Annotated in this window: 30 protein-coding genes and 2 other annotated features; of the genes, 11 read left to right on the top strand and 19 right to left on the bottom strand. The window is 36.1% G+C overall.

What is annotated here, in order from left to right; all coding sequences use genetic code 11:
* Positions 1-2: 2 nt before the first annotated feature.
* The 7 genes from trpB to ACFYKX_RS19110 form a co-directional block, all read right to left on the bottom strand.
* Complete coding sequence (gene trpB / locus ACFYKX_RS19140; RefSeq protein WP_389362683.1) at positions 3-1202, bottom strand: tryptophan synthase subunit beta; 1200 nt, start codon at positions 1200-1202, stop codon at positions 3-5.
* The gene (locus tag ACFYKX_RS19135; protein ID WP_389362682.1) at positions 1199-1816 is read right to left on the bottom strand and encodes a phosphoribosylanthranilate isomerase; all 618 of its coding nucleotides are present in this window, start codon (positions 1814-1816) and stop codon (positions 1199-1201) included. The genes trpB and ACFYKX_RS19135 overlap by 4 nt, the downstream gene beginning before the upstream one ends.
* Positions 1816-2604 carry an indole-3-glycerol phosphate synthase TrpC gene (trpC, locus tag ACFYKX_RS19130; protein ID WP_389362681.1) on the bottom strand — a complete coding sequence of 263 codons (789 nt, stop codon included), beginning with the start codon at positions 2602-2604 and terminating at the stop codon, positions 1816-1818. The genes ACFYKX_RS19135 and trpC overlap by 1 nt, the downstream gene beginning before the upstream one ends.
* Positions 2605-3630: an anthranilate phosphoribosyltransferase gene (gene trpD / locus ACFYKX_RS19125; protein WP_389362680.1), complete on the bottom strand. Its 1026-nt coding sequence runs from the start codon at positions 3628-3630 to the stop codon at positions 2605-2607. It abuts the gene before it with no gap.
* Entirely contained in the window at positions 3602-4213 is a 612-nt protein-coding gene (locus ACFYKX_RS19120; RefSeq protein ID WP_389362679.1) for an anthranilate synthase component II, read from the bottom strand. The genes trpD and ACFYKX_RS19120 overlap by 29 nt, the downstream gene beginning before the upstream one ends.
* Positions 4210-5592 carry an anthranilate synthase component I gene (gene trpE / locus ACFYKX_RS19115; RefSeq protein ID WP_389362678.1) on the bottom strand — a complete coding sequence of 461 codons (1383 nt, stop codon included), beginning with the start codon at positions 5590-5592 and terminating at the stop codon, positions 4210-4212. Before trpE ends, ACFYKX_RS19120 begins: the two co-directional genes overlap by 4 nt.
* 88 nt (positions 5593-5680) lie before the next feature.
* Positions 5681-5932: a binding site (T-box leader), on the bottom strand.
* Between the two features lie 78 nt (positions 5933-6010).
* Positions 6011-6257, bottom strand: a binding site (T-box leader).
* Between the two features lie 61 nt (positions 6258-6318).
* A complete protein-coding gene (locus ACFYKX_RS19110; protein WP_389362677.1) occupies positions 6319-6972 on the bottom strand; it encodes an MOSC domain-containing protein in 654 nt (217 codons plus the stop codon).
* 202 nt (positions 6973-7174) lie between these two features.
* Here ACFYKX_RS19110 and ACFYKX_RS19105 point away from each other — a divergent pair, with 202 nt between their 5' ends.
* Positions 7175-8440, top strand: coding sequence for an MFS transporter (locus ACFYKX_RS19105; RefSeq protein WP_389362929.1), 1266 nt, complete (start codon positions 7175-7177; stop codon positions 8438-8440).
* Positions 8441-8604: 164 nt separating this feature from the next.
* Here the strand turns inward: ACFYKX_RS19105 and ACFYKX_RS19100 are convergent, their stop codons facing one another.
* Positions 8605-9366, bottom strand: coding sequence for an alpha/beta fold hydrolase (locus ACFYKX_RS19100; protein ID WP_389362676.1), 762 nt, complete (start codon positions 9364-9366; stop codon positions 8605-8607).
* Positions 9367-9760: 394 nt separating this feature from the next.
* Here ACFYKX_RS19100 and ACFYKX_RS19095 point away from each other — a divergent pair, with 394 nt between their 5' ends.
* Complete coding sequence (locus tag ACFYKX_RS19095; RefSeq protein WP_389362675.1) at positions 9761-10309, top strand: DJ-1/PfpI family protein; 549 nt, start codon at positions 9761-9763, stop codon at positions 10307-10309.
* Positions 10310-10349: 40 nt separating this feature from the next.
* Here the strand turns inward: ACFYKX_RS19095 and ACFYKX_RS19090 are convergent, their stop codons facing one another.
* Together ACFYKX_RS19090 and ACFYKX_RS19085 are read right to left on the bottom strand one after the other, a co-directional pair.
* A complete protein-coding gene (locus tag ACFYKX_RS19090; protein ID WP_389362674.1) occupies positions 10350-10487 on the bottom strand; it encodes a hypothetical protein in 138 nt (45 codons plus the stop codon).
* Between the two features lie 188 nt (positions 10488-10675).
* Positions 10676-11470, bottom strand: coding sequence for a DUF2935 domain-containing protein (locus tag ACFYKX_RS19085; RefSeq protein ID WP_389362673.1), 795 nt, complete (start codon positions 11468-11470; stop codon positions 10676-10678).
* Positions 11471-11648: 178 nt separating this feature from the next.
* On the opposite strand from ACFYKX_RS19085, the gene ACFYKX_RS19080 reads away from it, so the two are divergent.
* Positions 11649-12182 carry a DJ-1/PfpI family protein gene (locus ACFYKX_RS19080; RefSeq protein WP_389362672.1) on the top strand — a complete coding sequence of 178 codons (534 nt, stop codon included), beginning with the start codon at positions 11649-11651 and terminating at the stop codon, positions 12180-12182.
* A gap of 244 nt (positions 12183-12426) precedes the next feature.
* On the opposite strand, the gene ACFYKX_RS19075 is transcribed toward ACFYKX_RS19080, so the two are convergent.
* From ACFYKX_RS19075 to ACFYKX_RS19065, 3 genes are read right to left on the bottom strand one after another with little or no spacing between them, the layout of a single operon-like run.
* On the bottom strand, positions 12427-14301 hold the full coding sequence (locus ACFYKX_RS19075; protein WP_389362927.1) for a PTS fructose transporter subunit IIABC: 1875 nt from the start codon (positions 14299-14301) through the stop codon (positions 12427-12429).
* Positions 14301-15218 (bottom strand): 1-phosphofructokinase, encoded by a 918-nt coding sequence (pfkB, locus tag ACFYKX_RS19070; protein ID WP_389362671.1) that lies wholly within the window; start codon positions 15216-15218, stop codon positions 14301-14303. The genes ACFYKX_RS19075 and pfkB overlap by 1 nt, the downstream gene beginning before the upstream one ends.
* Positions 15215-15964, bottom strand: coding sequence for a DeoR/GlpR family DNA-binding transcription regulator (locus tag ACFYKX_RS19065; protein ID WP_389362670.1), 750 nt, complete (start codon positions 15962-15964; stop codon positions 15215-15217). Before ACFYKX_RS19065 ends, pfkB begins: the two co-directional genes overlap by 4 nt.
* A gap of 253 nt (positions 15965-16217) precedes the next feature.
* Here ACFYKX_RS19065 and ACFYKX_RS19060 point away from each other — a divergent pair, with 253 nt between their 5' ends.
* The 3 genes from ACFYKX_RS19060 (at position 16218) to ACFYKX_RS19050 (ending at position 17119) form a co-directional block, all read left to right on the top strand.
* Positions 16218-16373: a hypothetical protein gene (locus ACFYKX_RS19060; RefSeq protein WP_389362669.1), complete on the top strand. Its 156-nt coding sequence runs from the start codon at positions 16218-16220 to the stop codon at positions 16371-16373.
* Positions 16374-16508: 135 nt separating this feature from the next.
* Complete coding sequence (locus ACFYKX_RS19055; protein ID WP_389362668.1) at positions 16509-16853, top strand: hypothetical protein; 345 nt, start codon at positions 16509-16511, stop codon at positions 16851-16853.
* Between the two features lie 86 nt (positions 16854-16939).
* The gene (locus tag ACFYKX_RS19050; protein WP_389362667.1) at positions 16940-17119 is read left to right on the top strand and encodes a small, acid-soluble spore protein, H family; all 180 of its coding nucleotides are present in this window, start codon (positions 16940-16942) and stop codon (positions 17117-17119) included.
* 199 nt (positions 17120-17318) lie between these two features.
* On the opposite strand, the gene ACFYKX_RS19045 is transcribed toward ACFYKX_RS19050, so the two are convergent.
* Positions 17319-17861 (bottom strand): histidine phosphatase family protein, encoded by a 543-nt coding sequence (locus ACFYKX_RS19045; RefSeq protein ID WP_389362666.1) that lies wholly within the window; start codon positions 17859-17861, stop codon positions 17319-17321.
* 72 nt (positions 17862-17933) lie between these two features.
* Complete coding sequence (locus ACFYKX_RS19040) at positions 17934-18149, bottom strand: hypothetical protein (RefSeq protein WP_389362925.1); 216 nt, start codon at positions 18147-18149, stop codon at positions 17934-17936.
* Positions 18150-18347: 198 nt separating this feature from the next.
* Here ACFYKX_RS19040 and ACFYKX_RS19035 point away from each other — a divergent pair, with 198 nt between their 5' ends.
* Together ACFYKX_RS19035 and ACFYKX_RS19030 are read left to right on the top strand one after the other, a co-directional pair.
* The gene (locus tag ACFYKX_RS19035; protein WP_389362665.1) at positions 18348-19346 is read left to right on the top strand and encodes a phosphotransferase enzyme family protein; all 999 of its coding nucleotides are present in this window, start codon (positions 18348-18350) and stop codon (positions 19344-19346) included.
* 404 nt (positions 19347-19750) lie between these two features.
* Entirely contained in the window at positions 19751-20269 is a 519-nt protein-coding gene (locus tag ACFYKX_RS19030) for a YhcN/YlaJ family sporulation lipoprotein (RefSeq protein WP_389362664.1), read from the top strand.
* Positions 20270-20304: 35 nt separating this feature from the next.
* Here the strand turns inward: ACFYKX_RS19030 and ACFYKX_RS19025 are convergent, their stop codons facing one another.
* The 3 genes from ACFYKX_RS19025 to ACFYKX_RS19015 all read right to left on the bottom strand — a co-directional run bounded on the left by ACFYKX_RS19025 (position 20305) and on the right by ACFYKX_RS19015 (position 21711).
* Complete coding sequence (locus tag ACFYKX_RS19025; protein ID WP_389362663.1) at positions 20305-20766, bottom strand: hypothetical protein; 462 nt, start codon at positions 20764-20766, stop codon at positions 20305-20307.
* A 158-nt stretch (positions 20767-20924) separates the two neighbouring features.
* The gene (locus ACFYKX_RS19020) at positions 20925-21311 is read right to left on the bottom strand and encodes a hypothetical protein (RefSeq protein WP_389362662.1); all 387 of its coding nucleotides are present in this window, start codon (positions 21309-21311) and stop codon (positions 20925-20927) included.
* 100 nt (positions 21312-21411) lie between these two features.
* On the bottom strand, positions 21412-21711 hold the full coding sequence (locus ACFYKX_RS19015; protein WP_389362661.1) for a hypothetical protein: 300 nt from the start codon (positions 21709-21711) through the stop codon (positions 21412-21414).
* A gap of 271 nt (positions 21712-21982) precedes the next feature.
* Here ACFYKX_RS19015 and ACFYKX_RS19010 point away from each other — a divergent pair, with 271 nt between their 5' ends.
* The gene (locus tag ACFYKX_RS19010; RefSeq protein WP_389362660.1) at positions 21983-22612 is read left to right on the top strand and encodes a TVP38/TMEM64 family protein; all 630 of its coding nucleotides are present in this window, start codon (positions 21983-21985) and stop codon (positions 22610-22612) included.
* Positions 22613-22642: 30 nt separating this feature from the next.
* Positions 22643-23215, top strand: coding sequence for a YkoP family protein (locus tag ACFYKX_RS19005; protein WP_389362659.1), 573 nt, complete (start codon positions 22643-22645; stop codon positions 23213-23215).
* A 28-nt stretch (positions 23216-23243) separates the two neighbouring features.
* Here ACFYKX_RS19005 and ACFYKX_RS19000 read toward each other — a convergent pair whose 3' ends face one another.
* Entirely contained in the window at positions 23244-24095 is an 852-nt protein-coding gene (locus ACFYKX_RS19000) for a metallophosphoesterase (RefSeq protein WP_389362658.1), read from the bottom strand.
* A 104-nt stretch (positions 24096-24199) separates the two neighbouring features.
* Here ACFYKX_RS19000 and ACFYKX_RS18995 point away from each other — a divergent pair, with 104 nt between their 5' ends.
* A complete protein-coding gene (locus tag ACFYKX_RS18995) occupies positions 24200-25330 on the top strand; it encodes an MGDG synthase family glycosyltransferase (protein ID WP_389362657.1) in 1131 nt (376 codons plus the stop codon).
* Positions 25331-25335 lie beyond the last annotated feature (5 nt).

Below are 25335 nucleotides of genomic sequence, written 5' to 3'. Positions count from 1 at the left end.
TCTTACGCCTTCCCTTCCAATCGAGTTTTAATTGTATGAACATCCTTATCTCCACGCCCCGATAGGCAAATAACTATGCCTTGATCCTTCTCCATCGTAGGAGCTAATTTTAATGCATATGCTACCGCGTGAGCACTTTCTAACGCAGGAATGATGCCTTCTTTTTTACATAATACCTGTAAGCCTTCCATAGCTTCATCATCTGTAATGGATTCATAATTGACCCGACCGGTATCCTTTAAATAGCTATGTTCCGGACCTACCCCTGGATAATCTAAACCTGCAGAGATCGAATGTGCTTCTTGAATTTGCCCTGCTTCATCTTGAAGTAAGTACATTAATGCACCGTGTAAAACTCCAGGCTTTCCTTTTGTTAGTGAGGCTGCGTGTTGAACAGTATCTATGCCATGTCCCGCTGCTTCAACTCCATACATCTGCACTTCTTCATCTTCAATAAACGGGTAAAACATCCCCATTGCATTACTTCCCCCACCAATACAAGCAACAACTGCATCTGGAAGCTTTCCTTCTTTTTCTACATACTGTTTCTTTGTTTCCTTCCCAATGACACTCTGGAAATCACGAACCATCATTGGAAACGGATGTGGCCCCATTACTGATCCGAGAATATAGTGAGTATCATTTACATGAGAAACCCAATAACGAAGTGCTTCATTACAAGCATCTTTTAATGTTTTACTACCCGAAGTAACACTAACTACCTTTGCACCCAGTAGTTCCATACGAAATACGTTTAGCTGTTGCCTTCTAATATCCTCTTCTCCCATAAAAATAACGCAATCAAGATTCAGTAGCGCACATACAGTCGCAGTCGCAACACCATGTTGACCTGCACCTGTTTCTGCGACGATTTTTTTCTTCCCCATGCGTACAGCTAATAGCGCCTGCCCTACTGTATTGTTGATTTTGTGAGCTCCAGTATGATTCAGATCCTCACGTTTTAAATAAATCTTTGCCCCACCAGCATGGTTCGTTAAATTCTCTGCAAAGTACAAAGGCGTTTCACGTCCTACATAGTCCTTTAATAAATGCTTTAAATCAAGGTGAAACTGTTCATCTTGAATGGCTGTTTTATACGCCTCTTCTAATTCTAAAATCGCTTGCATTAGCGTTTCTGGAACGTATCTTCCTCCGTAAATTCCAAAATGTCCTTTTTCGTTTGGTAATGTATATGTGCTCATTTTATTTCCTCCCTCTGTTTTGCTGCTCTTATAAACTGCCTAATTTTTTCTATATCTTTTTTGCCGTTCGTTTCGACACCGCTGCTTACATCCACCATATATGGATAAGTAATTTCAATTGCTTCAGCTACATTTTCAATATTTAACCCGCCGGCTAAAATAATTTTTCGAGTGGGCCTCTCTACTTCGGATAGTAAGTTCCAATTGAACTTAGTTCCATTCCCGCCATGGTATTTGCCTTTTGGACTATCTAACAGAATATAATCACAATGGTATCCATTGATTCTTTCAATGTCTGATGTTTCACTAATACTTAACGCTTTAATGACTGGGACTGAAAAAGATGTACAAAATTCCGGTGTTTCGTCTCCATGTAATTGAACAGAGGTAATTCCTGTTTTCTCAATAATTTTGTTTATGTTTTCAACCGATTCATTTACAAAGACTCCAACTTTTAAAACTTCCCTCGGTAACTGACTGATGATTTCAAAAGCTGTTAGAGGGTCAATCTTCCGTTTACTTTCTGCAAAAACAAACCCCAGTGCATCTGCCCCACTTTCTATTGCGGTTAGAGCACTTTCCAAATCTGTTATGCCACAAATTTTAACCTTCATTATTTAACAACCTCAATTAACGGTTTCTTTAATTCTTTTACTCCTTGGACGATGTTTCCATGTTTCATAAGTGTTTCTCCAACCAGGATTCCGTTCGCGCCTGCTCGGACTAGTCTCTCGACGTCAGAACCAGAGGTAATCCCACTTTCACCAATTAAAAAGCGATTTTCTCCTTTAATAAGTGGAGCCAAGCGTTCTGTTGTTCTAAGATCCACCTGGAACGTTTTAAGATTTCGATTATTAACACCGATGATCGGATTATTTGTTTTAAGAACCTTTTCTGTCTCTTCCTCATTATGAACTTCCATTATGACTTCAAGATTTTTTGTCTTGGCGTACTCATATAGATATTCAAGTTTTTTTAGGTCCAATGCAGCGGCGATTAATAATATTAAATTTGCCCCGGCGTGTTTTGCAAAATCAATTTGGATCGGATCAATAATAAAATCCTTGCAAAGAATCGGTTTTTGTATAGCTAAGCGAACTTTCTTTAAGTCTTCAAAAGATCCTTTGAAAAACGTCTTATCTGTTAAAACAGATACTGCGTCTGCTCCGCCATCAATATAATTTCTTGCCTGTAGGGCTGGGTCAAGAGTAGGGTTGATGTCCCCTTTAGATGGGGACGCACGTTTAAACTCTGCGATAATGGTAACGTCTTTCCCTTTTTCCAAACGAGAAACCAGTGAATATTTCGGTTGAGCTCCTTCTATAAGTGGAAAAGTCATATCACGTAACTGCTCTACTTCCTCTTGTTTTTTTCTAATGATCTTGTCTAAAATTGTTTCCACCTACATCACTTCCACTTCATAAAGTCTACTTTTCTCGATTAAAAGCTCCAGCTTGTTTAGTGCAGCACCGGAGTCAATACTTTCAGCGGCTAATTTTATTCCTTCTTGAATGTTTGTTACTTTTCCATTTGCGTAAATCCCGATTCCTGCATTTAATAAAACGGTATCTCTGTACGCCCCTTTATTACCTTGAAGTACATTTTTTAAAATCAAGGCATTTTCTTTGGAGTCTCCACCCCTAATCGCTTCATTATCATATACAGGTAGGCCGACTTCTTCAGGATGTAAGATTTTATTTATAATCTCGCCATCTTCTAGAATAGCTAAGTAGTTCTCCCCTTGAAGAGACGCTTCGTCCATGTATCCTGTACCATTTAAAACAACAGCACGCTCTCTTCCAAGGTTCTTTAACACTTCGGCAAAAACAGTAATCAAGTCCCTGCTATAAATCCCTAATAATTGTGAGTGAAGTTCAATCGGATTGGTTAACGGTCCTATTAAGTTAAAAATAGTCGGGATTCGTAAGTCCTTGCGTACCTTCATAATTCTTTTCACATTCGGATGAACATGTGGTGCGAACAAAAACGCTATTCCAACTTCTTCTATTAACTCTTCAATCACACTAGGTGATAACGATAAATTTACCCCTAAGTACTCAAGAACATCTGCACTTCCTGTTTTACTTGATATGCTTCGATTCCCATGCTTGGCAACAGGAATTCCTGCGCCGGCAATGACGAAAGAGGAAGTGGTGCTGATATTAAAGCTCTTTGAACCATCACCACCAGTCCCGCAATTATCCATAACATTAGGAATATTCTTACTAAACGAAAGGGATTTTTCCCTGATTGCTTGGACAAGTCCGGCAATCTCTTCAACTGTTTCCCCTTTTGTTTTTAATCCGATTAAAAAAGCTGCTATTTCACTATCGCTAATATCATTAGAAAATAATTGTTCAACTGCTTCTTTCATTTCAATTTCATTTAGGGAGCCTCTTTCAGATAATCGCTGTAGATATGTTTTCATCTTTTTTCTCCTTTCCAATATCCATTAAAAAGTTTTGAAGCATTTGTTTACCTGTTGATGTACCAACAGATTCAGGGTGAAACTGTAAACCGTAAAGTGGAAATCGTTCGTGCTTTATCGCCATGATTTCTTGGTCATCCATTGATTTCGCGATGACTTTGAAATAGCCCGGTAAGCTCCCCTTTTCGATAACGAGTGAATGATAACGCATTATTTCTAATGGCTGAGACAAGTACTGAAATAAATGAGATCCTGCATGGGTAATATTAGAAACTTTTCCATGCATGACTTTTTGAGCCTTTTCAATTCTTCCTCCAAAAGCATAACCGATTGCTTGATGACCTAGGCAGATCCCTAATATAGGAATCTTTTTATAAAAGTGTTTAATGATTTCTACACATAGGCCAGCATTTTCAGGTCTCCCTGGTCCTGGCGATAATACGATAGCAGATGGATTTAACTGTTCAATTTCATCTAACGAAATCTGATCATTACGCTTTACGATGATTTCTTCGCCTAACTCCCCTAAATATTGATATAGATTAAATGTAAATGAGTCGTAATTATCGATTAGTAATATCATCTTTTATCCTCCAAAAAAGCTTTTAGTTTATGAAGTGTTTCCTCATACTCTTTTTCAGGTACTGAATCATAGACAATTCCTGCGCCTGCCTGAATATACGCTTTATCATTCTTGATCACCATCGTTCTAATCGTTAAAGCAAAATCCATATTGCCATTTGCAGAATAGTAACCTACGGCCCCGGAATAAACTCCGCGTTTTAACTGTTCAAGCTCATTTATAATTTCCATTGCCCTAATTTTAGGTGCTCCTGAAACGGTTCCTGCTGGCAAACATGCGGTTAAGGCATCGATAGGTGTATATGATGGTTTCAACTTTCCACTAACCTCAGAAACTAAGTGCATCACATGCTTATACTTTTCGATTTTTAAAAACTTTTCTATTTCTACTGAACCAAATTCACTTACTCGCCCTAGATCGTTACGTCCAAGATCAACTAGCATCCTGTGTTCTGCAAGCTCTTTTTCATCATGTTTCAGCTCTTCCTCGAGTCTTGTATCCTCTTCGACTGTTTTCCCTCTAGGTCTCGTACCTGCTATTGGGTTTGTTACAACTTTATTTTGATCTGCTTTTATCAGACTCTCAGGTGATGCACCCGCAACGATATAATCTTCAAAATCTAGGTAATACATATATGGCGATGGATTTTGAACACGAAGCTTTCTGTAAAAAGAGAATGGATCCCCTTTAATAGAAGCCTTCATTCTTTGTGAAAGTACAACCTGGAAAATGTCTCCTTCAATGATGTACTCTTTTGCTTTTTTTACTTTTTCAATAAACTCATCTTTCGTCATTGATGCCTCATATGAGGATATTTCAACTGGTTGATTTTTTATATCAGCACCAGTTTGTATTTCATTTTTGATGTAATCGATTCTATTTCGAAGCTCATTTGTGTTGGTTTCATTTAATAAGGAGGTTGCAACGATATAAACTTTTTGGTCTAGGTGGTCAAAAACAACTACTTCCTCAAACATCATGAAGTGGACATCTGGGATTTGTAGCTCATCCTTTGGAATCTCTCCGATATTTTCGTAATACCGAACTACATCATAGCCAACAAAACCAACTGCCCCGCCTATAAAGGGTACTAATTCACAGTAACGATCATTGGGAGTGATTTTTTTTAATACCTCTAGCGGATTATCTGACAAATATTCAACTTGTTGCCCTTTAAGTAAGACTGATCCTTGCTCATTAGCCTTTAGCTCGTATGCAGGGTTTGTTCCAATAAACGAAAACCTTCCTGAATGTTCATGCTTTAGCGAACTTTCTAGTAGAAATTTTTTCTTACCGGACAATCTTTGAAAGATAGAAATCGGTGTCAACGTATCTCCTTGTAGTTCTTCAATTAAAACGTCTTTATTTTTTAATGTCATTTATATAAACTCCTTTCGCTTATAAAACTCACAAAGTTTTGTTTTTAAAAATAAAAAAGTCCCCTATACGCACATAGAAAATGTGTGTATAGAGGACGATCGTTTACCGCGGTGCCACCTCAAGTTTAGAGCAAAAATTTGCTCCCTCTTTCGGGTACGTAGATGTCCATGGAACATCTAGATACCCTATCCCTTTAACGGTGGAATTCCGTGTTTCCCTACTACGTTTCAAGAAACCTCTCGTGAGTCCATTCCATTAGACGGATTGTACCGGCTCCCACCTACCCCGGCTCTCTGGACCAATCCAAACTAATATACTACTCTCACTCAACGATTTACATCATTAATTTGTCGATTTAACGCTTTGACCTTTTATATAAGTAAAGTATTTCTGTAAACAAAAAGGGCTTCTCGTCTTAAAAAGGACGAGAAACCCGTGGTGCCACCTTCATTAGCTAAAAATTAGCTCACTTAACAGATATCATAGCTAAAGTATAATATCCGCCTCTTGTAACGATGAGACCGTTCGCCAAAGCCTACTGCTTAAAAAAGGTTCGGTTTGGAGGCTCGGAAGTCCATTCACTTAAACATCCACACTGATTTGCACCAACCATCAGCTCTCTATAGTTTCTGTCTAAGATACTACTCTTCGTCTTCGCCTTACGCGTTATATTGTTTTTTATGATAAATGGGAATATCTGAAAAGTCAATAAGTAACCCGAAAAATTATAAAGATTTTTCAGTCAATTTCTTTAGTGTTTTAGTTAAACTGTTTCTCCATTCATCTGCAAGCTCGTTCACTTGGAGGATTTCCTCAATAGCTACTATATTCTTCTTGTCATGAAGCATTACTTCATTTGCACGTAAAATCGTTATTTTTTCTTGGGTACGGTCAATTAACTTTAATTCAGCATCTGATTTTACCGTTCCCTCTTGAAGAACTCTGAAAAAGTAACCTGTAAACCCTGTTTCCACAATTCGGCCTAGTAACTTATCAATACCATTGAATTTAGATATTTTTGAGCATGGTACTCTACCTTGAGTGACTTGAATAACGGTTTCTCCTAAAAGGTAAGTGTCTCCAATATATGTATCTTTCTCCAACATATTTGTTACACATATATTTTCTCCAAAAGCTGGAGGCTGTAAAATTTGTCCAAATTCTTTTTCCCACATAGCGTAATGTTCAAAAGGATATAAGCAAACCGCTCGATCTGGACCCCCATGAAATTCCGGAGCTGCTACTTCATCCCCAATAAAACCATCTTTTGTTAACCTTACTTCATTTACGATAGATTTACCGATACCTGATTTTTCTTGTTTACCTTTCCACTCATATTCTTTCGGTCTTCCTACACTTAACGTTACAATCTTCTGCATTCTGTCACCCCTATTTCATACTCATGACATTATTTTATCTGTTTTTTCCCGAATATACCATTTGTAAGAGAATTTCCATAAATAGCATACCTATTTTTCCGTTAGTTTTTATTAAAAGTGTAAATATTAACTTTAGGCGACTTTAATAGGAGTTGAGAATTGCTATTAAAAATGTTAAATAATATAAAAAGGCGGGTCTATGATGGAATACGTAGAAAAAGCTCATTCAATTAAGGGTAAAACCGCCCAAAAAAAAGAGGAGAAAAAAGCTAGCAAATCGAAACGTTGGGCAGTGATCTCAATGTCTTCTATTCCTCTAGTTATGACATTAGGCAATTCAATGTTAATACCTGTCTTGCCTGAATTAGAAACTCAGTTGGGTATTTCTTCCTTTCAATCGAGTATGGTTATAACGGTCTACTCAATTGTTGCTATTATCCTTATCCCTCTTGCTGGATATTTGTCAGACCATATTGGTAGAAAGAAAGTCATCATTCCTAGTTTACTGATTGCTGCAATCGGGGGATTAATATCGGGATGGGCCTCATGGAAAATGAATAACCCATATTGGATCATTTTAATTGGAAGGGCCTTGCAAGGAGTCGGTGCTGCTGGAGCTGCACCTATTGTTATGCCCTTGGTTGGTGACATGTTTAAAAATGAAGATGAAGTTAGTAGCACTTTGGGAGTTATTGAAACCTCAAATACACTAGGTAAAGTGCTTAGTCCCGTTCTAGGAGCATTCTTAGCTGGTATCATATGGTTTTTGCCTTTCTTCGCCTTTCCAGCTTTCTGTGTCATTTCAGTCTTACTCATGATCTTTCTTGTCAAAAGCCCAAAGTCCAAAGAAAAGCCACTTCCATTTAAGGAATTTCTTCAAAAAGTTAAAAAAATATTTAAGAATAGCGGAAGATGGCTTTATTCCATTTTTATTGTTGGCGTCATCCTTATGTTTGTGCTGTTTGCGGTACTTTTCTATCTTTCCGATGTTCTAGAAAAGACCTACGACATTAAAGATATAAAAAAGGGACTACTACTGGCTCTACCACTAGGCGCTTTATGCTTTTCGTCTTATTTTACTGGAAAGATTATTAAGGAAAATAAGGTTTTAATGAAATGGATTACATTAGTTGGAATAGTAGTGCTAGCTTTGTCTATTGGAGCTCTAAGCTTTTCAAATGGCTTGATATTTATGATCGCCATGTTCTTTATAAGTGGAATCGGGATCGGCGTTGGCCTTCCTTGTCTAGACGCCCTAATAACAGAAGGAATTGAAAAAGAAGAAAGAGGTACGATCACATCCATATATAGTTCTATGCGATTTATTGGTGTTGCAGCTGGCCCCCCTGTGATGGCTATAATGCTAAAGCATACAGGTTCAATATTGTTCTATATTTTAGCTGGATTGGGTCTCCTTGCTGCCTTCATTACACTTGTGGGAATAAGACCGGGGAAAGAAGCCAAATAACCAGCCATAGCGGCTGCTCTTTTTTCAATGGTTCTCCTTTGGAACTAAACGGAACCTCTTTCCCAGGATATCCACTAATCTTGAAGGACCTCCCCTGGTCCTCGGAGAAGATTGTAACTATTACTGGTAGCAAAAAAGGCCTTTAAGGGATTCCCTTAAAGGTCTTAGTATGCTTGCTCTTTTACAAACCCCGTTATTAACTGATTAAAAACCTGCCACTTCTTAGTAGGTAATTGATGGGATACTTTCTGAATGATGACTACTTGATAATCAATATACCTCTTATAACATCTAATGTGTTGATTAACAAAATCCCTTGAACCGTAAAGTAGTAATACTGGAGCTTTTAACTGTTTAAGCCGCTTCACACAGGAGTAATGTAAGGATTGCTCATAAAAATCGAACCAAACTCTCCGATCTGCTTTTTGCATATGGTTATAGATATCATTTCGAACATCTTCTTCATTTGTATGACTAGTAGAAATAAGATAACTCAAAAATTTCGGGAATCGTTTCACTAAGTACATTCCGGCTATGTGTTCGTATTTAAATGCTGCTGATTGAACTTCTGGGAAACCTCCTGAGAGTATGACCCCCAACGTTCGTTCAGGATAGGTTAAGGCAAATTCTTGTGCTACACACCCACCTGATGAATACCCACAAATGACAGCACGATCTATATCTAAATGGTCTAATAGTGCTCTTATTTCCTTAGCAAACCCCAATATAGTTACGTTTTCAGGGACTCCAATGGTATCTCCACATCCACTAAGGTCTGGAAATATGACCTTAAAGTGCTTCTCTAATTCGAATTGAAAATGAAATACCTTTCTGCCCATCGCTGGGGGATGAATAAATACAATAGGCACACCCGACCCTTTTTCCTCGTAAAAGATTTCTCGATTTTCATACATAAAAGTAGGCATATCGAAAAACTTCACTCCTTTCTACCATACATTTACTAGATAGAAAAAAGGAGGCAGAATTAAACTGCCTCAAAGCTTTAATTAGGTCTTGTTTTTTCTGCACCTTTACTATCCTTGTCCTTTGTGATATCCATATCATTTATACTTTTCTTTACACTTTGTAAACCTGATTTCGTTTTAATATTTCTTTTCGTCATTTTAAGTCCCCCAACAATTTAGTTATACAATTTTAATATGACTAAACGGTCTGATTTTCATTCATTTTTCCCTCTGCTTAAACTTTTACCAAGAGCCTCAAGATTATGAATTTTTCGTGACATGGGAGGACTTAAAGGAAAAATTTTGAATATATATAAAGAGGCGACAAGCCCAAATCGGAGAGGAGGAGTATCCATTGTCAAAAAAAGTATTAATCTTAGCTGGTGATGCAGTAGAGTCACTAGAAATTTATTATCCGTATTTTCGTTGTTTAGAGGAAGGCTTTGATGTCAAAATTTCCGCTCCATCTCAGAAAAAACTCCACACTGTTGTTCATGACTTCGTTGGCTGGGATACGTATACAGAAAAGCAAGGATATTTAATAGACGCACATCTAGCATTTGAGGACGTAAATCCAGAAGAATATGACGGGTTGATTATCCCTGGGGGCCGTGCACCTGAATATATTCGTCTAAATGAAAATGTCCCAAGAATTGTCGCTCACTTCTTTAAAGAAAATAAACCTGTAGCAGCAGTTTGTCATGCAAGCCTAGTATTAACAACAGTCCGTCAGTATCTAGAGGGTAGAGAGTTAACCGCCTATATTGCATGCAAACCTGAAGTAGAGGCTGCAGGTGCAACATATATAGAGAAACCACTACATGTTGAAGGCAATCTTGTTTCCGGTCATGCGTGGCCAGATCTTCCAGGATTGATGAAAGAATTCATTAAACAGCTTACCTAACAAATGGCGGCACAACCATTAAAGTTGTGCCGCTAACCATTTATTCACTACTAGGAGTTATGTTAAAGAAATCATTTTTGTCTTTTTCTTCACTTTTCCGCTCTTTCGATCCTTTTTTATTTCCCATTTCTCCATCTGACTCATAGCTTTCCTTAAACGGGATTTGGTTGTCCTTCATAATGACCTCCTTAAAAAGAATGGTGTTGTTGCCTCTCTATTTAGCTTTTCACTATCTATATTCTTTATTCTTTATGCATTCCCTACAGCACTACGTTTTCTTACAGGGAATAACAATAGGGACCTTATGTTGCCATGAGAGCACAATGAACAAAAAGAGAGCACTATTTTTAGCACTCTCCATTTTATTTATTGTTTAAGTCTTGGTTTCGTAGGGTCACAATTCGGCTTTTTTAGATCAGTAGATTCTGATAACTTCATTAAATAATAACATTCTTCTCGCATCATGTGATCAGCCATTAGAGGTGCAAATGTCCCCAATGCTTTCTTACTTAGCTCAAGCTCTTCAATTTCATGAAGGAAATTCATAAACAGTTTCATCTCTAGTGAGACATCATCATTAAACTTTTCTAATGCTGGAAAGGAGGATAAATTGGTTCGAAGATATCCCGTCATTTCCACTGCCTTTAGATAAAAGGCTTCAAAATCCTTTGTAAAGTCATCGCTTTTTTCTTTAATCTTCTTTTCAATACGATCCATATTATCAAAAATAGCACCAGCATGACCGGCAGCGTCTAATAACCAAATTAAATGGTGATGAAGCTCGTGGAATACTGGTGGAACTTCTCCTTTTGTTAAGTAACCTAGGATAAGTAAATACTCTTCAAGTTCATTTACCATATGATTGATGAATGTGGGACCAAGATGTATGGTGATTTTTCCGACAAGGTGTGACTCCATAAGATGAAGCTTAAATTCCCTTAATTTATTTGCTTCTTGTTCTGCTTTCTTACTTAATTCAACTAAATTATCAACCTTTACTCTTCCTAATAATTGATCAAAGGTTTGAATAAAATAGTTAGCCTTATCTATCTCCGACTTTTCCTTTGGAGAGAGTGAATCGTGAATGAATCTTGCGTGATCCCCTAACACCTGCAACCAAAATTCATGCTCGAACTTTGCAACCTTTTCAAAATTCGCCAAATAATCATCTCCTCTTTCACCATACTCATAAAATTTTATTTCAAATGATTATATTTATGACTATAGGAGGGGGGGCTTGCTAGATGATAGTAAACAATTTTTAAAATATTTAGAATCTTAAAAGGAAATACATCGAAAGTGTAGAACTATTCTATAATTTGATTTAGGGGGAATGAATATGACAACGGGGATTCTTTTATATCCTAGGTATAGTGAATATGAGCTTTCTGTTATTATATCGGTATTGACACAGGCAAATCACCCGAAGGTTTTTATTGGATTAGACCATAATCCTATAAAAGGAGAAGCAGGTTTAACATGTATCCCAGAAACAACAATAGATGAGGTAAACATGGAAATGATCCAAAGTTTAGTATTACCTGGGGTAGATGATTTCCAGCACCTAATCGACGAAAAACCACTTTTTGAATTTATACGAAAAGTCTATGAACAGGATGCTGTTATTGGTGCCATTTCGAGTGCTCCTTATCTACTCGCAAAAGCAGGTATACTACTTGACCGATTCTATACGACGGGAATTTCTAAACAAGCCCGAGAATTTCTTGGCGTTTTCCCGGAAAAAGCGTTTGTGGATGCTCCAGTTGTATTTGATAAAGGGATATTGACCGCTAAAGGTGCCTATTTTATTGATTTTGCTGTTAAATTCGGGCAAGTTTTAGAGTTAGACTTTAATCGAAATTGGTACCGTTAACCATAACAGAAAAAAAAATACACTCATAGAGTGTAAGTCACATATTAATTACATAATGCCTTCATACTTTTATTTGGTACTTTTTTCATTCCTCTTTGTGAAAATAATGATGACCATTCTAATCACCCCCATATAACCATACCCCTAAATAGACTACATAGTTTATTTTATTTAACCATACTTTTCCAATAAATTCAAGCAAAAAAAGTCAGTAAACGTTACGTCCACTGACTTTTTGTTATAACTATCTAATTGGCTTTTTTAAGAATCCTATTAATAAAGCTGATACTACTGCTCCAATTACGATTGCTAATAGATACATAAACCATGCTCCGTCAACTAGTGGTATTACGAATAAACCACCATGTGGTGCACGTAAACCTATTTCAAACATCATAGATAGTGCACCAGCAACTGCCGACCCAGCCATAATAGAAGGAATGACACGAATTGGATCGGCTGCTGCGAATGGGATTGCGCCTTCTGTAATAAACGAAAGTCCCATAATATAGTTTGCTTTACCAGCATCTTGTTCTTGTTTGGTAAACTTATTCTTAAAAATTGTAGTTGCTAAAGCGATACCTAACGGCGGAACCATACCAGCAGCCATAATTGCAGCCATTGGCTCATAAACTCCACTCGCTAGTAAACCAGTTCCAAACACATAAGCGGCTTTATTAACCGGTCCACCCATATCAAATGCCATCATTAACCCTAATACAATACCTAATAATATTGCGTTTCCTGTTCCTAATCCAGTTAACCATTCAGTGATAGATGTATTTAGTGCACCTACTGGTTTATTTACTACATACAACATTGTGAAACCAGTTATTGCGATACCTAATAACGGATAAATTAAGATCGTTTTGATACCTTCCAATGAAGCAGGAAGTCCTGCGAATACTTTTTTCAATCCAACAACAACATACCCTGCTAAGAAACCTGCAATAATACCTCCAAGGAATCCTGCACCGCCACTTGCAGCTAACATACCACCAACAGCACCTGCTGCAAATCCAGGACGGTCAGCAATACTCATAGCAATAAATGCTGCTAAAATCGGTACAATAAGTCCAAATGCATTCCCACCACCAATAGTCATTAACGCTTCAGCGATTGGGTGGTATGATGGATCTTCAGGATTAAATGCATTATATCCAAACATAAATGAAATAGCGATAAGGATACCACCACCGACAACGAACGGTAGCATGTTAGAAACACCATTCATTAAGTGTTTGTAGATTTGTGAAGCAATTCCTCTACCTTGATGTTTATCTTCAGAATTTGAGGATTTGTTCCCACTACCTTTATATACTGGTGCATCTTGTTTAATCGCTTTTTCAATAAGTTCTTTTGGTCTGCGAATCCCATCAGCAACATGTGTTTCAATCACATGTTTACCAGCGAAACGGTCTGTCTCAACGTTAGTATCTGCTGCAACGATTACTGCGATTGCGTTATCTATATCGCTCTGTGTTAGAACATTTTTTGCTCCGCCAGCGCCTCTTGTCTCGACTTTTATGTCTACACCCATTTCTTCTGCCTTAGCCTTTAAAGAGTCAGCAGCCATAAAAGTATGGGCAATCCCGGTAGGACAAGCCGTTACTGCAACAATAAACTTTTTGTTACTTGAAGCAGTGCTCTCCTCCTTCGAATCTTCTTGATCATAGCTATCAATAATCCCTATCACTTCACTACTTGTTTTTGCATTTAGTAGTTTTTGACGAGCTTCCTCTTTCATTAAAATAGAAGAAAGACGTGATAAAGCTTCTAAATGTGTGTTATTTGCTCCCTCTGGTGCTGCAATCATGAAAAATAAATGTGCTGGTTGCCCATCTAGCGACTCATAATCAATTCCATCAATTGACTTCCCAAAAGCAATTGCTGCTTGTTTGACTGCATTTGTTTTCGCATGTGGAATCGCAACTCCTTCCCCAATGCCTGTAGTGCTCTGTTCTTCTCTTTTTAAGATTCCTTCTTTAAATTTCTCAGAATCCGATAGTTTGCCAGCTTTATCAAGCACATTTACAAGCTCATCAATTACAGTTGACTTATTTTGGCTCTTTAAGTCTAAATGAATGGTTTCTTTGGTTAGTAGTTCTGTAATCTTCATCATTCTCTCTCCTCTTGGAAATTGACTTGGGTCAATAATTGTTCTACTAAATCTCTGTTACACAGTCCTATAGAAAAAGCTGTTGCACTTCCTGATGCGACACTATAACGAAATGATTCTTTAACATCTTTTGTTCTCTCGTAAGCTGACAGAAAACCAGCAACCATTGAATCCCCTGCCCCTACTGAACTTTTCATTTCGCCTTTAGGGACATTTGAAATAATTTGTACATCTTTGTTAACAAATACCGCACCTTTATCCGCAAGAGACACTATGACATTTTCCGCACCCATCTCAACCAATTGTTTTCCGAATGTAAGGGCATCTTCACAACTAGAGACAGTTGTGCCAAATAGTTGTCCTAGCTCGTGGTGATTAGGTTTAATTAAAAAGGGGTTATGGGAAAGTACTTTTTTTAATAAGTCTCCCTCGGCATCAACCACAAACCTTACTCCGTTTTCATTACATATCTTTACGATTTCTTCATACGTATTTGAAGGTAACGTTGAAGGGATACTTCCAGCTAGCACTAGTAGATCTTCCTGTGAAAGATGACTGATTTGGTTTATTAAATCTAAAAAAGCATCTTTAGAGATACATGGTCCACTACCATTAATCTCTGTCTCTTGATTTGACTTTAGTTTCACGTTAATTCTTGTGTCTTCAGAAACGCGTATAAACTTTGTTTCTATTCCCTCTGATTGCAGGTATTTCTCGATATAATCGCCTGTAAAACCGCCGATAAATCCAAGAGCCTTACTATTTATATCCAATCTTTTTAATACTCTTGAAACATTAATTCCTTTCCCACCAGGAAATTTCGTCTCACTTGTTGTTCTGTTTAGGCCTCCTAATTCCATATTGTCTACTGCTACGATGTAGTCAACAGATGGATTCAGAGTTAGAGTGTATATCATGCTGTCACGACCTTTATTGTGGTTTTACTTAGATAGTGTTCTTTTGTGTCTGCTTCAAATTCATTCGTAATAATACTCGCTTCATGAAGATCAGCTATTTTAGCGAAAGATATCTCACCAAACTTAGAATCATCACTTAGAACAAACGCTTCTCTTGAAAGTGTAATGGCCAAATTTTTTATTAATGCCTCTTCTTGGTCGGGTGTTGTGTATCCGAATTGTGGATGTATCCCATTCACACCCATAAAACACTTATCAAATCGATAGTGTTCTAGACTAGCAAGCGCTCCTCTACCGATAATGGCTTTGGTTTTTTGTTTTGCAAAGCCACCGATTAAATACATATCGATTTTTTTCTCTAAAAGTGCATTTACGTGCATTAAACCATTTGTTACAACTACGATATTCTTTGGAAGAAAAGGAATCATTTCAAGTACAGTTGAGCCTGCATCTAAATAAATACATTCTCCCTCTTCGACTAAATTTGAAGCGAATTGAGCGATTGCTTTTTTCGGTTGAAGGTTTATGGCTGATTTTTCAGTCATACTTGGTTCTTCAAGTTTCCCCTGTAGCCTTGCAGCACCACCATGGATTCGTTTTAAAAATTTCCCTTGTTCTAATTGAGTTAGATCGCGTCTAATGGTAGATTCAGATGTATTTGTTAAATCAACTAGTTCCTGTATTTTTATGATATTTTTATCCTTTAGTATTTCGAGTATTAGTCGATGGCGCTCCGGCGTTAGCACAAAGCTCACCCCCTGAGAATAATCTCTTCATGAGTTTATTTTACTGTAACCCCTTTCATAAATCAATCATTTTCTTTCAAAAACAATCAAAAACAACCACTCACTTCGAGACGATGAATGATTTTGAATGTTTTAAAGCACAATCAACTCCTTCTCTTTAGGTTACCTTATGGTTTCAGTCATCATTCTCTAACATAGAAAGTTTTAAAAATGTTAATAATAGTTGAGACATTTCTTAAAGGGAGGACTTAATGTGAATAAACAAGGAAAACAAAATCAAGAACAGACGTCCAAACAACTGGGCAAACAACGTGGAAAATCGGATGTGGAATTTGGAGAGGATTATCAAGTTGGAAATGACCAATCTCAAAGCCAAAAGAAAAGTGGTCGCCAAATAAACAAGAAATAATTACATGAACCGTAAAGAAGAGGTTGGGTTGCGTCTAGCCACATCTTTACGGTTTGTTTATGCTTCCTTATATTGAGATAAATTTTGGGATATACTTACCAAGGAATATTCATAACCTTGGGAGTTTGATGATTAATGAGTAGAGTGACTGTCTTTTATATAGAATTCTTTAGGGTGTTGTTATTTTTGGTGTTATATTTCGGACTAATTGGTTGGATAAATGACAGAATGATTTTTACCATCTCAGCATCTACTATTCAACAACTAATGGGTATTAGCACTTCTTATTTTTTACTTTTCAGCTTACAATTTATAGGGTTTAGTATGCTGGCCATTTTGATTTATAAGAATCGGGTACAACATCTCTTCAAAAAGGAGAAAACCTATTCATTTACTAGAGGAACGACTACCATTTTACTTGGAATATCAAGTGTATTGATTATTGTTCCTTATTTAGTTTTACTTTTAAGTGCTAACTGACTAGAGAACTATAAATTATTTAAAGTCTAGTATAAAAATCATTCACTTTGAAAAAATAAAATGACTATCTTTGAGGAGTGAAATAAATGGATGCAAAACGAGTGAAACAAATTTTATCATCTTCAGCTGACATCGAAGTCCAGTACAATGGGGTATCCGTTTGGATTGACCAGTTAAATGAAGATGGAAGAACTGCTACCGTACACTTGAGAGGACCTTTAGAAGAAAGATCCACTGTTGAAATTCATGAATTACAAGAAATTTAGAAGCTAAACTTATTTGCGCATACTAATCACGTATGTTAGAATAAATACAATATATAGGATATAAAAGCTAATTAACCACTACATATAGCTTTTTATTCTATCGATTCATCGTCTCTTTTTCCCGCTTCTTCCCATGAAGCGGACTTTTTTTGTGTGAAGATGGTTGTTATGTATGTTAGAGATTTTATAGTTAAGTTGCCTATTTCTTAAAAACATAGATTAGTGCATGATTAGGTCTATTAAAGGCTGGGCCTGAGAAGCCTCTTTTCACTAATTCTTTTCTCATAAACACCATGATACCCCCATGTCCAACAACAAGAACATTCTTATTTTCCTCTATCAACATATCGATTACATGATTAATTCGACTTAAAACTTGTTTTTTGTTTTCCTTCTGTGATTTGTGGTTACAAAGCCACGCCAGTCTAATTAATAATAAGTGAATGAATAGTGGAAGTCGTATATTCTTTTTAAAAATAGGTGATAAACTAATTTCGCGTAAATCTTTTAGAACGACTATTTCCCCATTAAACACTTTCTGGGCAGTCTTTCTAGCTCTTGGTAAGTCACTTGATAAGCAATTTTCCCATTCAACATTGCCTAAGTCAACGTGTTCCTCTTCAATGTCCGACAAATCATATTCCTCTACCCACTTCATGAATTCCTCCGGTGTAACAAGCTTATTTGGATAACCTCTCTTTACCTTAAAGTGGCGAACTAATCCGATATTCAAACGTAACACTCCCTCGAAAAATTAGCTATCTCAATCCAAACAAAAAAGATGCTCGGGGCCGAACATCTTAACATACACTTATTATCTTTCTGTTGATGTTTCATCTGATAATTGTTTATCCTCATGCCAAAACTTTATCTGTGTAAAGATGGAGAATAATAAGAAAAAATTCATTGCCCATACCGTAACAAAGGGGCGAATACCTCCTAAGTCAATGGTGTGGTATCCCTTTAATATCAAAACGATGTACGCCTCAATAAAAACAAGGAAAAACCCGCCAATACCCGCTAGTGTCATCCGAATCAAAGTAATTTCCCCTTTTTCTGAATTTTATAACTATTATAATATAGATTTATCACTTATTTCAATTTTTTAGCGCTTCAATATTTAAATTATTTTGAGAATACTCCTTTGGTATTATAACGTATTTTAATCGGCTTATCTAATATGATATTATTTTTATTATAGGAATTATTAGGGAATTAGGTGAATGACTTGCTAGTTGAGATAAAAGAGAAATTTAATGAATCCATCTTAAAGAAATTTATTAATATTTATGAAATTGATTTTAAGACTGTTGAATTTATTGGGGGTTTTGATAGCTTCGTATATTCATATAAAAAGGACCAAAAAGATTTTATTCTAAAGATTACCCATAGTATTCGACGAACCAGCGCTTACATTAAAGGAGAACTTGATTGGCTAAATTACATGGCGGAAGCAGGGGTTTCGGTAGCAAAAGCCGTTCCTTCAACTGCAAGGAACTTTATTGAAACCATTGGTACTGATGATGACTACTTTATGTGTATTTGTTATGAAAGGGCTCCTGGTAGTCCTCCAACCGAGGATGATTGGAATTTAGCTTTGTTCGAAGAATGGGGATCTATTACGGGAAAACTTCATACATGCACAAAACTATACGCAAATGATCATGGTAACAAGACACGTAACCATTGGTTCCAGGAAGATTATTTAAATATTGATAAATATATCCCAGAAGACCAAAAAGACTTCAGGAAGATTTCAAAAGAACTAATAGAAAAATTAAAAGGTATTCCAAAAAACGTTGATAATTATGGCTTAATACACGGTGATCTTCATTTCTTAAACTTTCATATTTCTAAAGGGAAAATTACTTTGTTTGACTTTGATGATATTGGTTTTAACTATTTCATCAATGATTTAGCCGTCATTCTCTTCTATGCTTATTGGAGACCTCTAAAACCACATGAAGATGATCAAGTATTTATTAAGGAATTCTTACAATCCTTTTTAAAAGGATATGAAAAGCATAATCAGTTTAATCGAGAGTGGTTTGGCTACCTCCAAGATTTCTTAAAGCTAAGACATATTATCCAATATATTGCGTTTATTCAATCCGTTAACCTCAATAATCTGAGTATAGACGAGCAGGAATATATGGATTTTCAAAAAATGATTATAGAAAAAGGGTACCCTATTATTGACTTTGATTTTACAAAGGTAGACATTTAATCGTGGCTGAGGGCTAGCAAATCTTAACTTTAATTTGCACAAAGGCACTGTCCGAAGTTTGTTCAACTTCGAACTATACTCGACTATTATCTGGCTCTACTGTCCGAAGTGCACTCGACTTCGGACTCTGTTTCACTATTATCTGACTTTCCTGTTCGAAGTTCGTTTAACTTCGAACTGTCCTCGAACTATTTTCATGCTCTCCTGTCCGAAGCTCCCCCATTCCCTCTATCAGTACAAAATGAAGTAAATAACCAAAACGCAATTGGATTATTTTTCCATGTATAACCTTCTCCCAACAGAGAACCTTATGTATGAATGGCTTCTTTCGTCTTGCTTAGAGTTTTATATAAACTGGAGCTAACGAAAAAGCATCTTGAATTCTCATACAGGAGGAATGATTTATGAAGCTAAAATTATTTGTTATGTCAGTACTGGCTGTTTTTTTAGTAACAGGATGTGCGGGTGACCAAGAAGCCCAGGACCGAGGATTAGATATGAACACGCAGTCAATCCGTAATGATAGCAATATGGATTCAACAAGGATTACCAACACAAACAATACAAATAGACAAAATGATGATGATCGAATGGAAGTAGCAGATGAAGCAGCGGACAAAGTTACAGACTTGGAGGAAGTTAGCCAAGCAAATGTGATTGTGACTGATCGGAATGCCTATGTAGCAGCGGTTTTGAATAACGATAGAGAGAATCAGAATTTATCTAGAGATGTTGAGAATAAAATTTCTAAAGCTGTGAAAGAAGCCGATAATCAAATTCGAAATGTTTATGTATCCACAAACCCTGAATTTGTTGATCGAATGACTGGTTATGGTGACCGTATCAACCGTGGTGAACCAGTGGAAGGGTTCTTTGATGAATTCACAGAAATGGTCCGTCGTGTTTTTCCTACGGAGCGCTAATAAAGCAAATAGCCACTATTGCTAGTGGCTATTTTTCAGGAAATTTGTTGAGTTTTATTTTTATAGCTATCCTCTTTTAATCGATAAAGTGATTCAATCGATGATATATTTCCCTCTCTAACAAGCATACCCTCTATGGAAAAAACATAATAATCCGTATTCTTGCAAAGATGCAAGACTTCATTTAAAGACAACGGATAGCATATTTCTCCCTTGGTTGATGTTATCGTTCTATTAAGCGAATTATGTATAACTTTAAGTAGTGGATCATTACTAATCGAATTGAAAGGATTTAGAAAATCATCAGAATGAATAGAGAAATACCCACAAATGACAGGCTTCGAAGGTACATAACTTCCTCTAATCTTCAATAACTGATCTTTGTCATAAACCTGCTCCAAGTCCGACAATGTGTGTGCAGAAGAACGAAATATTTGACTCTTTTGATGACCGTTTATTTCCTTCCATTCCATCAATGATTCTAATATTAATTTCATTTCTCACTCCCCCAATGTGCATCCCCATGCCCATATAACTGAGGTAAATTATACCATATTTGTGGTTATTATTGTAAATTTTTTGTCTAAATTGTGAAATTCAATAGAAAAAGCTTGTAGAGAAAGGTCGTTTCCCTTTCCCTACAAGCTTTTATTTGTTAGCGAGTACCAGTTCCCATATTACCACCATGAGGTCTTACACCCGTATTGTTGTTTCTAAGGATTCCATTATTTCTTGTTCGATTATCATTGTCAGTCATGTCAAAATCGTTATTATCCATGTCTAAATCTAAATCTTCATCTGTATCAAATTCAACAGGATCGACGTCTCTTGTGTTTCTTCTTAAGTCATTATCAAAGACATTATGGTCTCTGTCAAAAACCCCATTGTTATTGTATCGGCCATTGTCATTTTGGTTGTAACGTACAGGAGTGTAGTCAGCTCCATCAGTATCATTCATTCGTGTATTATCTACTCCACATGCTGATAACAACCCTAAAGACAATACCGCTGACATTGATGAAAGAATTAGTTTGTTTTTCATGAATGTTACCCCCAATTTTTTGTTTTTAGCGAGGCAAGTTTAATTTGCTCTAATAGTACGATTAAAAAGCATGTAGTTTTTGTCAGTATAGTGTTTCATCTTACTGATTTGGTTTTCGAAAGTCAGTTTGTCCTTTTGGAGCAAATTCTTCAGCAAACTCACTTGCAAGATTCAACTGCGATTGTAGTGGCTTCGCATTTTGCATACGATCAACATATGATCTGACCGTATGCATCACATTTTGATTTCGCCCTGCTATGAAAGCCACAGCAGCCAATCCAATTAATGAAAACCATGTCCAACCTCTATTTCCGTTTTTCTTTCTATTCGTTAACATTTTTAAAAACTGTTGAGTATTCGTGTTAGACAAAAGAGACATAAGACGATTCATTGTTTGCACGAAAATCCACCTCCATGAGATGACAGAGTTATTAAACTCCATCACCTATTAGAATGGATTTGGTTCAGGTCTTTTATGATGTTAAGTTCTAGTAATTCATTTGGGTAGCACAATTAGGAGTTAATAGAAAATAAATACAGAGTTTAAATCAAGTGCTTATTCAAGGAAAAAATTGATATGTTCATTTTTATCGCTTTGTTCATAAAAATGAACCTTACGGTGAGAATATAAAAGTACCTTTTCGTATTTTGTAAATGCCGGGAGTCGGATTATGAATAAATGGTTTATTATTTTCTTTTATGTAATTCTTTTAATAATAGGATTTATAAATCGAGACCTATTAATGAAATGGATTCAAAATAGTGATCGCTCCTACCTATTCTTTATGTTTTTATTATCTGCTATGCTCGCCATTTTTCCCGTTATTCCTTTTACCATATTTGGGGGGATTATGGGGGTTAAATTCGGTTTGATGCTTGGGTTATTAATTAATTGGTTTGGAGGATTAACTGCTGCAATCACTTACTATCTAGTAGCTCGATTTATAGCTTCTGATTATTTTATTAAGAAAATAAAAACGTATAAAAAAGTAGAATATTTAAATCATCTCATAAAGAACAATTCTTTTATCGCCGTTTTACTGGGGCGTCTAATACCGGTAATCCCTCCACCCGCTGTTCATATATACTCAGCAGTGAACGGGATTTCATTCTTCACTTATCTACTTGCAACAGCGATTGGAATCATTCCTCCTATGTTTATTGTTTCATTTGGAGGAAATCAACTATTTACTGACTTCTATTTATTTCTTGTGGGAATCTTCGGATATTTGATTTTTTTAATTTCGGTAATATTATTTAGTCGATTTTGGATTAAACGGAAGGCATTATTAAATGATTAAGGAAATTAGTGCAAAGGAGATTAAGCTACAATGAGGGGATATCTACTATCTATTTGGAGTATTTTAGACCCTATTTATTTCATGTTTACACGGCTCACTTATCTTCCTAGTTCAGATGAACATCAAAATATTTTCAGAGTCAGACTTACCAAGTATAGGGGCAGACTTATAACCTTATCAGATGGTACGTGCATTAACAAAAATGATACGTTAGTAAAGATTCATCTTCATAATGTAAAACTTCTTAAAGAATTAAAAGGGATTAAAAGTGAAATCAAAAAAGGAAAAATTATTTATGAGTATGTACTAAAATCTTTACCTGGTATTCAACTTTATATAGAAAATCATAAATATTCCGAAGAGATAAAAGGGATTATTGGGATTACTTTATTGAACAAAGGCTGTAATCGTTTAGGTTTTGAAACATTTCAGCTAAGTCACCCCTTCTATCGGTGGTTCAAATGGGTCAGTTTTGTACCTATTGAAATGTTATCTAGTACAAAACTTTCTTTTAGAAAACTCTTTAGACATGACCCACCAAGCTACTTAGTGATGTCAAAAGAGAAGTTAGAAAAGATGTATAGTTTAAAGAAAGAAATATAAAAAAGCACCCTAGGGATGCTTTTTAAATTTAAATAGCTGTTTGCACTTCTTCTTTCTTAGATGTTAAAGATAATTGGTGTATAGTGATTTCTGGTCTGCTTCCTACACGTATATTTACGCCTGTTTGCCCTAGACCTTCACTAATATAAAACGGTTTATCATCATAATTATGAAGACCTTTGATCATGTTCATTCTGACCATCTTACCCATCTTAACTAAATGATAGGCTTTAGGGTAACAAATCTGGCCGCCGTGGAAATGTCCAGCAAGTAGATAATCGAAATGATAATCTTTCATCTCCAATACTACATTCGGGTCATGTGTCAGTACCAAGTTTGTTCCATGCTTAATCCCTTTATAGGATGATTTGATGTCACTTCGCTTTGTGCTATAATCGTCAATTCCGATTAAATTTACTCTTCTTCCTTTTACATTTATCGTAGTATTTTCATTAAAAAACACCTTACAATGATGGGTTTCAAGAGTATCCTTCAACTTTTGGAGATTAGATCCACGTAAAACATAATCGTGATTTCCGAAAACAGCATACATACCATAAGGTGCGTTTAGTTGATTTAGGACCTCTAAATAAGGAATTAACTTAGGAATGGTACGTTTTCTATCGAGGAAATCACCTGTCAACGCAATTATGTCAATGGGTTTATCTTTTAATTTCGTGTACAGTTCTTGAGGGGAAATGGAAATGTTCTCTAAATGTAAGTCTGATAAGTGCAGGATATTCATAACGGGATTCTTTTTATCTATATGAACCGGGTTTATTTGAATTTTATTAATAACGATATCCATCGTGTTCTTATAAGCTTTTTTTATAAAATAATAAAGGATTATAAACAATCCGATTAAAAGTAAAATTTTCAAGTTCTATCACTCCTTCCTCCAAACATTATACATGAAAAAGTCGCTTTTATTTACGGTAATTGATGGAACATACATTGTCATAAAAGACTTCATTGAGGTGACATATGAAACAGCATGAAAAAACCATTTTGTTTTTACCTTTTTTACAGATTCCTTCCGGTCACCACCAAGCAGCAAATGCCATCATCGACTCTATCGAAGAAATGATGCCTCATGTTCAGTGTAAGAAAGTAGATATTCTTTCATATAGTTACGGAAGAATTGAGAATTTGGTCTCACAAATTTACCTTAAATGGATTCAATACTTCCCTAACATATACAATTTGATTTACCAAGCATCTGTCTATCGTAAACTGGATGAAGATAAGCGCTACCGGCTGTATGAACTTTTATTTCTTCCGTTCATGAAAAGGTTACTAAATGATGTACGCCCAGATTTAATTGTATGTACGCATGCACTTCCATCGTATATGCTTAACTACTTGAAGAAAAAGGAACTAATAAAGATCCCTATTATAAACATTTATACTGACTATTTTATCCATCGTTTCTGGGGAGTCCATCACATTGATTTTCATTTTGTTCCTTCCATTCACGTTAAGGACTATCTGATAAAAAAAGGGATTCCTAACAGACATATTTACCACACAGGCATTCCCATTCACAAAAAAATAACAATAGACAAACAAGAAGCAACCACTTCTAATACGTCTTACAAAATATTATTAACGGGTGGAAACTTAGGTGTTGGGGAAATTGAAAAGCTTTTAAAAACAACAGAGGAGAACAACGGATTTCACTACTACGTTTTATGTGGAAAAAACGAGGTTCTATTTAATAAACTCAAGAAGCTAAATCGAAAGCATATAACCCCATTAACCTACATTTCTTGTCGTGAGAAGATGAATGCACTTTACGAGTCAATCGACGGAATTGTTACAAAACCTGGGGGAGTAACAATTAGCGAAGCCTTATATAAGAAGAAACCTATTTTTATTTACCACGCATTACCTGGACAAGAGAGGATAAACCTAGAAAAATTAACAGATTTAGGTGTAGTTACTCATTTGCAAAATTGGGCTTCTAAAGAACAATCATTGGAATCGCAATTGAGAGGATTTTTTGAAAATGATTCCTTAATGAATGATTTTTTTCAAAAATTGAATGTTTATCACCAACATCTTAATGAAAAGAAGCCAGCAGAAATCATCAGGGACCTGCTCCATAATGCATAAGACAA

This window comes from Cytobacillus spartinae (assembly GCF_042865285.1).
Lineage (GTDB): Bacteria > Bacillota > Bacilli > Bacillales > Cytobacillaceae > Robertmurraya_A > Robertmurraya_A spartinae.
The sequence above is the reverse complement of the archived record's forward strand: the minus strand, read 5'-3'. Positions and strand labels throughout refer to the sequence as shown.

What these genes read in the sequence shown, in the direction of transcription:
- ACFYKX_RS19005 (WP_389362659.1), top strand. Translation starts at nt 22,643, where the DNA reads ATGAGGGGATATCTACTATCTATTTGGAGTATTTTAGACCCTATTTAT.
- ACFYKX_RS19090 (WP_389362674.1), bottom strand. Translation starts at nt 10,487, where the DNA reads ATGAAGGACAACCAAATCCCGTTTAAGGAAAGCTATGAGTCAGATGGA.
- trpB (WP_389362683.1), bottom strand. Translation starts at nt 1,202, where the DNA reads ATGAGCACATATACATTACCAAACGAAAAAGGACATTTTGGAATTTAC.
- ACFYKX_RS19020 (WP_389362662.1), bottom strand. Translation starts at nt 21,311, where the DNA reads ATGAAAAACAAACTAATTCTTTCATCAATGTCAGCGGTATTGTCTTTA.
- ACFYKX_RS19100 (WP_389362676.1), bottom strand. Translation starts at nt 9,366, where the DNA reads ATGCCTACTTTTATGTATGAAAATCGAGAAATCTTTTACGAGGAAAAA.
- ACFYKX_RS19075 (WP_389362927.1), bottom strand. Translation starts at nt 14,301, where the DNA reads ATGAAGATTACAGAACTACTAACCAAAGAAACCATTCATTTAGACTTA.
- ACFYKX_RS19105 (WP_389362929.1), top strand. Translation starts at nt 7,175, where the DNA reads ATGGAATACGTAGAAAAAGCTCATTCAATTAAGGGTAAAACCGCCCAA.
- ACFYKX_RS19080 (WP_389362672.1), top strand. Translation starts at nt 11,649, where the DNA reads ATGACAACGGGGATTCTTTTATATCCTAGGTATAGTGAATATGAGCTT.
- ACFYKX_RS19055 (WP_389362668.1), top strand. Translation starts at nt 16,509, where the DNA reads ATGAGTAGAGTGACTGTCTTTTATATAGAATTCTTTAGGGTGTTGTTA.
- ACFYKX_RS19110 (WP_389362677.1), bottom strand. Translation starts at nt 6,972, where the DNA reads ATGCAGAAGATTGTAACGTTAAGTGTAGGAAGACCGAAAGAATATGAG.
- ACFYKX_RS19120 (WP_389362679.1), bottom strand. Translation starts at nt 4,213, where the DNA reads ATGATATTACTAATCGATAATTACGACTCATTTACATTTAATCTATAT.
- ACFYKX_RS19030 (WP_389362664.1), top strand. Translation starts at nt 19,751, where the DNA reads ATGAAGCTAAAATTATTTGTTATGTCAGTACTGGCTGTTTTTTTAGTA.
- ACFYKX_RS18995 (WP_389362657.1), top strand. Translation starts at nt 24,200, where the DNA reads ATGAAACAGCATGAAAAAACCATTTTGTTTTTACCTTTTTTACAGATT.
- ACFYKX_RS19050 (WP_389362667.1), top strand. Translation starts at nt 16,940, where the DNA reads ATGGATGCAAAACGAGTGAAACAAATTTTATCATCTTCAGCTGACATC.
- trpE (WP_389362678.1), bottom strand. Translation starts at nt 5,592, where the DNA reads ATGACATTAAAAAATAAAGACGTTTTAATTGAAGAACTACAAGGAGAT.
- ACFYKX_RS19135 (WP_389362682.1), bottom strand. Translation starts at nt 1,816, where the DNA reads ATGAAGGTTAAAATTTGTGGCATAACAGATTTGGAAAGTGCTCTAACC.
- ACFYKX_RS19025 (WP_389362663.1), bottom strand. Translation starts at nt 20,766, where the DNA reads ATGAAATTAATATTAGAATCATTGATGGAATGGAAGGAAATAAACGGT.
- ACFYKX_RS19010 (WP_389362660.1), top strand. Translation starts at nt 21,983, where the DNA reads ATGAATAAATGGTTTATTATTTTCTTTTATGTAATTCTTTTAATAATA.
- pfkB (WP_389362671.1), bottom strand. Translation starts at nt 15,218, where the DNA reads ATGATATACACTCTAACTCTGAATCCATCTGTTGACTACATCGTAGCA.
- ACFYKX_RS19040 (WP_389362925.1), bottom strand. Translation starts at nt 18,149, where the DNA reads ATGACACTAGCGGGTATTGGCGGGTTTTTCCTTGTTTTTATTGAGGCG.
- trpD (WP_389362680.1), bottom strand. Translation starts at nt 3,630, where the DNA reads ATGAAAACATATCTACAGCGATTATCTGAAAGAGGCTCCCTAAATGAA.